The following is a 10,276-nucleotide window of genomic DNA, read 5'->3' on the forward strand; positions in this document are numbered from 1 at the left end:
AGCCGCCCCAGCGTATGGATCGCTTCGGTATGCGGAAAGATCGAAGCCGTATGCCCGTCGTCGCCCATCCCCAGTGCAACCAGGTCAAACCGCGGGCTCTCCGCCCCCTCCAGCCTGAAGTTGTTCCGCAGCAGCGACTCGTATCGCGCCGCCGCAACCTCCGGCTCCAATTCACCCTCCATCCTGTGCACCCGTTCCGGCTTCAGGGGAACATGATCCAGCATAGCCTCGCGCGTCATGCGGTAGTTGCTTTCGGGATCATCCAGCGGAACCGTCCGCTCATCCACCCAATAGAGTTCAAGCTTGTCCCACGGCATGCGCTTGAGCCAGGGCTGCCCGGGATCCGCCAGCAACTGAAATGCCGCCTTCGGGGTAGATCCGCCGCTGATCGCAATCCGAGCCAATCCTCGCTTTGCCACCGCCTGCTCCACCACATCAACAAAATGCTGTGCCGTCCGCCGTGCAAGCGCCGTCGCATCCGGCTCTACGATGTATTCAATCCTCAGTTTCGAAGCCATACCAACGGACCTCCATTTTCTACATTACATGCCAGGTCGTGGCGCCTTCATCAACGCCAATCATCGAAGCCGCCAAATATGGCCGCTCCTCCAAACCTCGATTGGGTTGATCCAACCCCCTGCACTACGATCAAGATCCGGAGTCGCCTTGTTAACCCCTTCGACGCAAGCAGATAATTCGTGCAGATGGCTCTCACGATTCAACAGCAATTCTCCAGATGAATCCCAGAGACCATGTCAGAGGAGATTCGAGATGCGCATCGCGCGACTGATTACCACTGTAGCCCTGGCAGTAGCCAACATCCTGGCGCTGCCCAGCTTCTCTTTGCAGGCGCAGCCATCGGAACAAGAAATTACGGTAAAAGGCAAGCTCGTTCGCGCCATGGCCATAGGCGCCGAATCTACAGGTTGGGTCCTCGAACTGGATCCCGCAATCAACATCGGCGGCAAGCAGCTCACTTCAATTCAAGTCAGCGATCCTAAGGCTGGAGAGCTTGAAATCTTCACGGACAAGCGCGTAAGAATCACCGGTACCATCAGCCAGAGGACGGGTGTGGAGACTGGCGAACAGCCCGTCCTCAACGTTGCCTCGATCAAGCAGGCCAAGCCTGCGCAAGCTGCACCCGCGTCGAATGCCGCCTTTAACCTGTCGGGCAGTGAATGGCTCCTCGAAGACCTCGCAGGTACAGCAGCCGATCACGGAAAGGCGACCCTAACATTCCCCGAAGCCGGGAAAATAGCAGGCAGCGGCTCCTGTAATCGCTTCTTCGGCTCAGCTCAAATTAACGGAGATGCCATCAAACTGGGCGGGATGGGTTCCACGCGAATGGCTTGCCCCGAACCAGTGATGAATCAGGAATCAAAATACCTTGAGGCGCTTCAGGCAGCCGAACGTTTCGAGTGGAAAGATCCGTATCTGCTGATTTATTGCAAAGGGTTCGAGAAACCGCTCCGCTTTACGCGAATGCCGCCTACAAAACCCGTGACCCCATAACCGGGGAATGCCATCCGCAAAACGCTTGCTTACTCCCGTGTTGGCATGACGGTCGAACGGCGTCACATCGCATGAACCGGCACCAGTGGCAGCGCCAGCGCAATGCGTGCGCCCCCGCTCTCACGATTCGTGGCCGTGATCGTTCCCCCATGCGCCCGTACAACTGCGTCCACAAACGCCAGCCCAAGTCCGTGCCCGCTCGACTCCCTGCCCTTCACGCGCCGCTCAAACAGGTGCTCACTCACCTCGTGTGAAAACCCTGGCCCATCGTCTTCTACCGAGAGCAGCGCCAACCCATCCGCCGATTCCAGTTGCACCGTCACCGTGCACGAAGCCGGTAAATGCTTCAACTCGTTATCGAACAGGTTGGCAACCATGCGATGCACCAATGCCGCATCTGCGTCGATGATCACCGGTCCCGCGCTGCGAAGCCGAATCTGCAACCCCTTTTCGGCCATCGACGGCTCGTAAAGATCGATCATGATCCGCAACAGCTCATCGAGATTAATCTCGCTTCGCGAAAGCCGCAAGGCATCAGCGCGCGCTTCGGCCACATCCAGCGATGCGTTCAGGAATTCCGTCAAACGATCAAGCTCTTCAATTGCCGACACGATCGGCTCCGTCTGCTCCGGATCGGTCGCCGCCGAAAGCGACATCTCCAGCTTGCCGCGAATCGCCGTCAGCGGGCTGCGCAAGTCATGCGCCAGAGAATCCGTAATCGTATGCAATTGGTGCATTGAATTCTCAATCCGGTCCAGCATCCGGTTCAGCGTCCGCGCCAGTTGGCCTACTTCGTCATTGCGTTCGCTGGTCGGCACGCGCGCATTCAGTTCCGTGTGCCCGATGCGCGAAGCGGCCTCCGTAATTCCCCGCACGTGGCTCAGCATTCGCCGTGTCGTAAAAAACACAATCCCAAATCCCAGCAGCACCAGCAGCAGCCACCAGGAGATAAACCGCAAGCGCAGCTTCTGCAACACGCGCAATTCGTCGCGCTCTGAAAGCCCCAGGTACACCCGGCTTCCATCGTCAATCGCGAGCCTCGCGACACGAAAAGGGATCGCCGTCCCCGGAACGTTCACGTCTGTCGCACGGTCTGGCTGAATCGTGGCCTTCTGAATGGCCGTAACAAAAGGCCCACTGCTCCCCGGGCCCGCCCAGAGTTGCATGGCGCCATTCGTGCCCATCTGCAGAAAAAACACTGAATCGTTTTCAGCGCTCTCGCCGCGCACCCGGTTCGGCACTTCCTTGCTCGCCAGTTCCGCGACCTCTCCCATCACGCGTCCGTAGAGCGCGTCCTTGGGCGTGTGCTCGGCCACGTCGCCCAGCACTTCCACCTCGCCGGAAAGCCATGCATCACTGCGCCGCTGAATATCCGCCGCGACAAATCGATGCAGAAACACAAACACCACCATCGTACCGACGGCATAGGCCAGCGTGGCCCACAGTGAAATGCGCCAGGCCGCGCTGTGCATCAACGGCTTGCGGACCGTCCCGGCTTCTGCGTTACCGGTCTTTGAGGACATAACCTACTCCCCGCAGCGTGCGAATCATGGGCTGCTGCCCTTTGCCGTCCACCTTCCCGCGCAGGCGATAGATGTGCACATCGACCACGTTCGTGTCTGGTTGGATGCGCATGCCCCACACCTTGTCCAGAATCATCGACCGCGTGACGACGCGCCCTGCGTTCCTGCACAGATACTCCAGCAGCACAAACTCCTGCGGCGTCAGTTGCAGCACCTCGCCCGACCGCGTCGCCTCCCGGCGCAGCAAATCCAGCTCAAGATCCAGCACCCGCAGCCGCGTCGATTCGCTCCCCGTAGGGCTGTTGCGCTTCAACAGATTCCGCAACCGCGCCAGCAGTTCCGCCAACGCGAACGGCTTGGTCAGATAATCGTCGCCACCTTGCTCCAACCCGCGCACGCGATCGTCCACCGAGCGGCGTGCCGACAAGATCAGCACCGGCGCCTTCACTCCAATCTGCCGCAAACGCAAAATCAGGCTGATTCCATCGCAGTCCGGCAGCCCTAGATCAACCACCAGAATGTCGTATCCATTCTCCGTGGCTAAGCCTTCCGCGGTTGCGCCGTTCGACGCCGCATCCACCTGGTAGCCCGCCTCTTCCAGCGAGCGCCGCAAAAATGTCTGGATATCGTATTCGTCTTCAACTAACAGAAGCCGCATGGATCAAATCTTAGTTCATCGAGTTAGACGCAGTCTGTCTTTCATCGCATCGAAACTTTGAGCGAACTGGTGACAGATCAGTTCAAATGACGGCACTCATGAACAGATCGTCATCTGTGCGTACCTCAACTGTCATGTGCATCCGATATGGTTGATAATATTGGCCTCTTGGCTCAAACAGGATTAGGAACGACCTGTCAAATGAACAAAACTTCATTACGCGTTACTGCTCCTCACGCGCGCCAAAACCCGCTAAAGCGCGTCTCAACCAGATACAAGGCGGCTCGTGCACCCGGGATCGATCAGATGTCCTCGCGCGCTGCGATTCGAAGCAATGAACACACGGTGACGAGGAGCAGAGTGCCAAGAGAACCTAAGCTGGACGAAAACAACTCGGCTTTACTGACAGAGTCGTTTCGCACTTCCTTGCCGCTGCCATCGCTTCTCGATCCCGGCTTTGAAGACGCCCTCCGCCACGTGCTCTCGAATCCCGGCAGCATGGTACGTCCGCGCATGGTGCACCGCGTTGGCTCCGCTTACCATCTCGATCCCGAATCCGCGCACAACGTCGCCATCGCTCTCGAGTACTTCCACACCGCCTCGCTGATTTTTGACGACCTGCCCTGCATGGACAATGCCCTCGAGCGCCGCGGTGCGCCCTGTGTCCACGTCGAGTTCGGGGAAGCCACCGCTATCCTCTCCGCACTTGCGCTCATCAATCGCGCGTACGCTCTCATCTGGCGCGCCGTCGCCGCCTGCCCGCAAGACGCTCAAAGCCACATCACGACCTACATCGAAAAACGACTCGGTGTCGAAGGCCTGCTCAATGGCCAGAGCCTCGATCTCCACTACTCCACTCTTCCCCACACACGCGAAACCACAGAACGCGTTGCGCGCGGCAAGACCGTCTCGCTCATTCGCCTTACCCTGGTTGTTCCCGCCATGCTCGGTGGCGCTCCCGCACGCGAAATCCAGCTCCTCGAACGCATCGCCGTCTGCTGGGGGCTCGGCTACCAGGCGATCGACGACCTTAAGGACGTTCTGCAGAGCACCAGCGAAACCGGCAAGACCGCCGCACGCGACGAACTCCTTGATCGTCCCAATATTGCCAGTGCGGTCGGCGTCTGCGCCGCTGTCGAGCGCCTCGAGCGCCTCCTGCACGTTGGCGATCTCACACTGCACCGCCTTCTCCTCCGCCGGCCGGCCCTGTCGTTTCTCTCCAAACTGCGCGGCGATCTTGAACGTGAACTGCGCCAGGTCACCGACAGCGCCTGCGAAATGGCCGAGGAGGGAATCTCGAGAACGCGGTCATGATCTTCCTTAAGTTGATCCTCACCAATCTCCGCCGGCACCGCATCCGTTCGTTCATCAGCATCGCCGGAATTGCCTTTTCCGTCGCCGCCATGCTCACTGTGGTCACCATCCTCCAGGGCGCGATCGGCATGTTCTCCAGCATCCTTTCGAGCGATAGCGAAATCATCGTCTTCGAACGCAACGTCTCCGATCTTTTCTTCAGCAACGTCCCCGCATCGGTTGCCGGCGAAGTCTCGACCTGGCCCACGGTTGCGCACGCCGATCCCGTTCTCTTTGGCATCGTCTCCAGCGCCAACCACCCCATCATCACCTGCTTCGGCGTCACGCCAAGCGATGCGCGCATCCGCAAAGCAACTTGGCTCGCCGGCGATCGCGTCGACTTCGGCAAAAGCAATGACGACGTCGTGCTCGGCTCCCGCGCGGCCGACTTCCTCAACGCCACCGTCGGCAGCCGCGTCCCCATCGGCCATGGCACCTTCCACGTCATCGGAATCCTGAAGACCGCCAATGGCTTCGAAGATGGCGGCGTCTTCATGCCTCTCGCCGCCGCGCAAAGCTTCTTTCACAAAGACGGCTCCTCCGTCGTCACCATCAAGCTGCGCAGCAAAGAGGACGCCTCCGCATTCAAAGCGCAGATCAAACAGAACTACCCCAACCTCATCGCCCTCGAAGACACTGAGTTCCAGCACTCCTACTCCCAGTTCAAAATTCTCAAAGCCACCGCGTGGGCCGTAGGCGGATGCGGCCTTATCCTTGGCGGACTCGGAATCGCCAACACTATGATCATGTCGGTCTTCACGCGTATTCGAGAGATAGCCATCCTGCGCGTCAACGGCTTCAGCAATACGCAAATCGCCGCCATGATCTTTGGCGAATCCTCCTGCGTTGCCGCCTTCGGTGCATTCGCAGGCCTGGTCATCGGCATCACCGTACTCTTCACGCTCAAGCATGTTCCCGCTCTCGATGGCTACGTCGACGCTTCCGTCCGGCCTCTGCTCATGCTCATCGTGATTGTGCTCGCATTGCTCACCGGCATGGCCGGAGCCCTTTACCCGGCTGCCTACGCCATGCGCATCCGCGCGGTGGAGGCGCTCCGATTCGAATGAGCAGCCTCACCACAGATTCCACTTACAGCGGCCACGTCGTTCTTCGCGCTGAAAACGTTTGGAAGTCCTACGATGATGGCGCCATCACCGTGCTTCGCGGTGTGGATCTCGAAGCCAGCCAGGGCGAAACCATCGCCCTCTGCGGCCCATCCGGCTGCGGCAAAAGTACCCTCCTTCATCTATTCGGAGGACTGGACGCTCCCGATAGCGGACGCATCGCCGTCAATGGCGTCGAGGTCAATCGTCATCGCAATCTGCTCAAGCTTCTCCGCCACGAAGTTGGATTCGTCTTCCAGCTCCACAATCTGATTCCCGATCTCACGCTCGCAGAAAACTGCCTCATCCCCACCGTGGCCGCTGGAACCAACCGCGTCCTCGCCAATCAGCGACTGCAGCATCTGGCCGAGCGCACCGGCCTCACCCATCGTTTGAATCAAAAAATTCAGAAGCTTTCAGGCGGCGAGCGCCAGCGCACCGCGATCTGCCGTGCCCTCATGAACGAACCTAAAATTCTTCTTGCCGACGAGCCCACCGGTTCACTCGACGAGCACACCAGCGCAACCGTCTTTCAGCTTCTGCTCGACGTCGCCGCCAACGAAGGCGTCACACTCCTGATGGCCACCCACGATCGCGCTCTTGCCTATCGCTGCGATCGCTTCGTAGAAATGCACAACGGGAGGATATATGAACCACGCCCCGTCTAGCCTGCTGGAACCGCCGACTCAAACATGGCTCGCGGATCACGAACACGAACAACATCCAGCTGAACCCATCCAGCTTTCCCATCTCCACACCAGGCCGGTGCAGCCCGTTGCCGTCGCGGCCTGGCACGCATTTCTCTGGCTCGTCATCGGCAATGCCATCGGCGTCATGCTGGCCCTGCTTTTGCTGGTGCCCTCGCTCAATGCCGTGCTTGGCGAGTGGACCTACGGTCGCTGGATGATGGTTCACGTTAACATCCTTCTCTACGGATGGTGTAGCTTTCCCATGCTAGGTTGGCTCTTCCGCATCTACGGCGCCGATCGCGGTCCAACTGCGCCGTGGTGCCGCCCCGTGCTGTGGACTTGGTCCGTCGCGCTCTTCATCGGATCGCTGACATGGCTTGCCGGCCACTCCAGCGGCAAGCTCTTCCTCGACTGGTCCGGCTACGCTCGAGTCGCATTTCCCGCAGCCATGCTTGTCCTCTGGCTGTTGCTTGCTGCCTCTCTCGTTCTCGCGTGGAACTCCGCCCGTAACAAGCCCTGGTCTGCGCATGCCATCAAGATCATCGGGCTCGCGATCCTCTTCGCAGTTCCGTTTGCGATCTACATCGCATGCGGTCCCGGCCTGTATCCGGCGATCAATCCAGCCACCGGAGGCCCCACGGGTGAAAGCCAGCTCGAGTCTTCTCTGGGCGTCGTGGCCATCCTGCTCATTGTTCCCTTTGGCGTAGCTAGTCGCAGTCCAGGCCGCAACTGGCCTCTCGCCGTTTCGGCCATTGTCTTCGCTGCCGAATCGCTATTGTGTCTGTCGATGAGTCGTGGCGACATCAGCCATCACCTGCCCTCGCAATATCTAAGCCTCGGCAGCCTGCTCGCATGGCTTCCATTAGTGCCCGCCTATTATGCAACCTTTCAGTGGCATGACAAGACGCGCGCCTGGCGCACAGCCCTCCTCTGGTGGTGGGGGTTTCTTGTCGTTTCGGGCTGGGCCATGTTTCTCCCGGGCGTCCTCGACCACTTCAAATTCACCGATGGTCTCGTTGGTCACTCGCTGGTTGCTGTCGCCGGCTTCCTCACCGCGCTCCTCGCCGTGGTCCTCGTGCAGCTCCTCGGCGACGATGGCTGGATCCTCACCCGCCGCTGGTCTTTCCACGTGTGGAATTGGAGTGTCCTCGCGTACGTCATCATCATGCTCATCGCCGGGTGGATCGAAGGCAACGATCCCGCCTTCATCAACGCTCCCGGTCTCACGCGCAACATTCTCTACTCGCTGCGCCTTGTTACCGGGGTTCTGATGCTCATTTCTTCTGCCGAGTGGCTCATCGCAGCTTCCGCTCTTCTTGGCGCCTCCGGCACTACCCCATCCAGAAACTCGCGTGAGGTGACCGTATGAAAGACCTCTACCTTCTCGCCTATCAACTCATCGCCGGAGCATCCGATACCTTCACCGGCATGCTCCTCCTCGCGGCGCCCATCTTTACCACGCGCATGATGGGTCTTTCGGTTCCGCATGACGCGACTCCGTTTCTCTCCTTCATCGGAGCATTTGTCCTCGCCGTGGGCCTCTCCTATCTCTACGGCGCTCTGCTCGTGCGGCGCACCAGAGTTGTTCAGCGGCTTGAAGCGGTATGGCTCCTCACCGCCATCATCCGTAGTTCCGTCGCCATCTTCGTTCTCGCTGCCGTGCTGAACGGCACACTCGCCACCGGTTGGCTTTTTATCGCAATCTTCGACGGCATCTGCGTTCTTATTCAGGCGCGCGGACTGCGCAGAGGTTGGTTGTCCCATGCCACTCCCTAAATTGCGCACATCGGGAGTGCAGGGTGTTGGCCTCATCGCCGTCACCTATGTCTACTTTCTGATCTTTGCGCAATTCGCTTTCATCCATCGCCTCGATACGCTTGGCATCGCCGGCGATCACTTGAAGTTCGTCATGGCTGCGATGGCCATTGGCGGAATCCTGCTAAGTCTGCTCGCTCCGCGTGTGAGCTTTCTGCCCTCTCCCGCGCGTCGTCTTCAACTCGCCTTTTGTCTCGCAGGAATCGCAGCATTCCTGACCATTTCTCAACTCACCGTCGGCGCTGCGATAGCCGTATCCATGCTCATCGGCGCAGCACTCGGCCTGCTCACCGTCACCCTCGTCACGCATCTTCGCCAGTGGACCGGCAATCACAACCCGCTCCTCAAAGTCGGCCTCGGCACCGGCATCGGCTATTTCCTCTGCAATGTTCCATCGCTCTTCACCGCGACTCCTCAAGTCCAGTCTGCAACCGCCGGCCTGCTTTGCCTCATCGGAATCATCCTCGCGAACTTCACCGTCGAAGCATCCACTGAATCGATATCGAGCTCTCAATCAATTCAGGCCCCTGCTTGGCGCAATATTCCATTCGCCCTCGTCGTCGCATCCTTCGCCGCACTCATATGGCTCGACTCCGCCGCCTTCTTCATCATCCAGAACACTGCCGTCCTCAAAGCGGGCACATGGCAAGGCTCGGCACACCTCTGGTCCAACGGTTTCATTCACCTCGGCGCAGCCATGTTCAGCGCATTTCTGCTGCGCCGTCGCGGCCTCGCCGTGGTTCTGGCCTCCGCTGTAGGCGCTCTCGCTCTCGCTTGCCTTCTACTGCTTGATCCCGCCCGTGCCATTACCGCATCCGTCTTCTATCCCATTGGCGTATCGATGTATTCGGTAGCCCTGGTCGCGTATCCTTCGTGGCTCTCGCCCGCTCGTTTCACTGCGGAGCGCGCGCGCCAGGCAGGCTGGATCTATGCCATCGCGGGCTGGATCGGATCCGCCCTCGGCATCGGCATGGGCCAGAACCTCGGACACGTGCCGCCCGCGTTTGTTGCCGTTGCTTCGCTCGTAGTTCTGCTTCCGGTCCTCTTCAACATCTTTCGCCAGCGCCCTCGTGAACTGGCGCTTACCGCCGTCGTATTTCTCGTCGCGCTCATCGTCTACCGCGTACAGCCTTCCGCTCCTTTCGCTGCTTCCCTCACTGCTGCCGAACGCGGCCGCCTCGTCTATATTTCCGAAGGCTGCATCCACTGCCACTCGCAGTACGTCCGCCCCAACACCGCCGACGTGCTCATGTGGGGACCGATTGAAAATCTCGACGAAATCCACCAGGAGCATCCACCCCTCATCGGCAATCGCCGCCAGGGTCCCGATCTTTCGCAGGTAGGTGCGCGCCGTTCCGCTCTCTGGCTCAAGATGCACCTCGTCGACCCGCGTGAGGTTAGTGGCTCCTCGATCATGCCCTCCTACGCCTTTCTCTTCCGCGATCAGAGAGGCAACGATCTGGTTGCATATCTGGCGAGCCTTCACAATCCGGCCGCGGCCACGCAGCACATCGCAGACGAGCAACGCTGGCACCTGCCCGCCGAAGCCCTTGCAAAGGCTAACCTCGCAGACGGACCGCAGCTCTACAAGCGCTACTGCGCTACCTGCCACAATGCCGATGG

At 59.7% G+C, this 10,276-nt stretch carries 10 protein-coding genes; 7 read left to right on the forward strand and 3 right to left on the reverse strand.

Annotated elements, in window-relative coordinates; translation table 11 throughout:
- Positions 1-518, reverse strand: a 518-nt coding sequence (gene pgl, locus WA354_RS16605; RefSeq protein WP_472814139.1) for a 6-phosphogluconolactonase, incomplete at its 3' end; no start/stop codon positions are given.
- A 253-nt stretch (positions 519-771) separates the two neighbouring features.
- Between pgl and WA354_RS16610 the strand changes: the two genes are divergently transcribed.
- Complete coding sequence (locus WA354_RS16610; protein ID WP_472814140.1) at positions 772-1,512, forward strand: META domain-containing protein; 741 nt, start codon at positions 772-774, stop codon at positions 1,510-1,512.
- Between the two features lie 62 nt (positions 1,513-1,574).
- Here WA354_RS16610 and WA354_RS16615 read toward each other — a convergent pair whose 3' ends face one another.
- On the reverse strand, positions 1,575-3,035 hold the full coding sequence (locus tag WA354_RS16615; RefSeq protein ID WP_472814141.1) for a sensor histidine kinase: 1,461 nt from the start codon (positions 3,033-3,035) through the stop codon (positions 1,575-1,577).
- On the reverse strand, positions 3,016-3,693 hold the full coding sequence (locus WA354_RS16620) for a response regulator transcription factor (RefSeq protein ID WP_472814142.1): 678 nt from the start codon (positions 3,691-3,693) through the stop codon (positions 3,016-3,018). Before WA354_RS16620 ends, WA354_RS16615 begins: the two co-directional genes overlap by 20 nt.
- Positions 3,694-4,053: 360 nt before the next feature.
- Between WA354_RS16620 and WA354_RS16625 the strand changes: the two genes are divergently transcribed.
- From WA354_RS16625 to WA354_RS16650, 6 genes are all read left to right on the forward strand, one after another.
- Complete coding sequence (locus WA354_RS16625; RefSeq protein ID WP_472814143.1) at positions 4,054-5,007, forward strand: polyprenyl synthetase family protein; 954 nt, start codon at positions 4,054-4,056, stop codon at positions 5,005-5,007.
- Positions 5,004-6,113: an ABC transporter permease gene (locus tag WA354_RS16630; RefSeq protein ID WP_472814144.1), complete on the forward strand. Its 1,110-nt coding sequence runs from the start codon at positions 5,004-5,006 to the stop codon at positions 6,111-6,113. Before WA354_RS16625 ends, WA354_RS16630 begins: the two co-directional genes overlap by 4 nt.
- Positions 6,110-6,817, forward strand: a complete 708-nt coding sequence (locus WA354_RS16635; RefSeq protein ID WP_472814145.1) for an ABC transporter ATP-binding protein — start codon at positions 6,110-6,112, stop codon at positions 6,815-6,817. Before WA354_RS16630 ends, WA354_RS16635 begins: the two co-directional genes overlap by 4 nt.
- Positions 6,798-8,207 (forward strand): hypothetical protein, encoded by a 1,410-nt coding sequence (locus WA354_RS16640; protein WP_472814146.1) that lies wholly within the window; start codon positions 6,798-6,800, stop codon positions 8,205-8,207. Before WA354_RS16635 ends, WA354_RS16640 begins: the two co-directional genes overlap by 20 nt.
- Positions 8,204-8,614, forward strand: a complete 411-nt coding sequence (locus WA354_RS16645) for a hypothetical protein (protein ID WP_472814147.1) — start codon at positions 8,204-8,206, stop codon at positions 8,612-8,614. The genes WA354_RS16640 and WA354_RS16645 overlap by 4 nt, the downstream gene beginning before the upstream one ends.
- Positions 8,601-10,276 (forward strand): cbb3-type cytochrome c oxidase subunit II (locus WA354_RS16650; protein WP_472814148.1); only part of this gene is annotated, 1,676 nt, incomplete at its 3' end. The genes WA354_RS16645 and WA354_RS16650, both read left to right, overlap by 14 nt.

The sequence above is a fragment of the Occallatibacter sp. genome, assembly GCF_049802275.1.
In the GTDB taxonomy this organism is placed as follows: domain Bacteria; phylum Acidobacteriota; class Terriglobia; order Terriglobales; family Acidobacteriaceae; genus Telmatobacter.

Excerpts from the sequence above, each read along its gene's own strand:
- WA354_RS16610 (WP_472814140.1), top strand. The coding sequence starts at position 772 with ATGCGCATCGCGCGACTGATTACCACTGTAGCCCTGGCAGTAGCCAAC.
- WA354_RS16615 (WP_472814141.1), bottom strand. The coding sequence starts at position 3,035 with ATGTCCTCAAAGACCGGTAACGCAGAAGCCGGGACGGTCCGCAAGCCG.
- WA354_RS16630 (WP_472814144.1), top strand. The coding sequence starts at position 5,004 with ATGATCTTCCTTAAGTTGATCCTCACCAATCTCCGCCGGCACCGCATC.
- WA354_RS16635 (WP_472814145.1), top strand. The coding sequence starts at position 6,110 with ATGAGCAGCCTCACCACAGATTCCACTTACAGCGGCCACGTCGTTCTT.
- WA354_RS16645 (WP_472814147.1), top strand. The coding sequence starts at position 8,204 with ATGAAAGACCTCTACCTTCTCGCCTATCAACTCATCGCCGGAGCATCC.
- WA354_RS16640 (WP_472814146.1), top strand. The coding sequence starts at position 6,798 with ATGAACCACGCCCCGTCTAGCCTGCTGGAACCGCCGACTCAAACATGG.
- WA354_RS16620 (WP_472814142.1), bottom strand. The coding sequence starts at position 3,693 with ATGCGGCTTCTGTTAGTTGAAGACGAATACGATATCCAGACATTTTTG.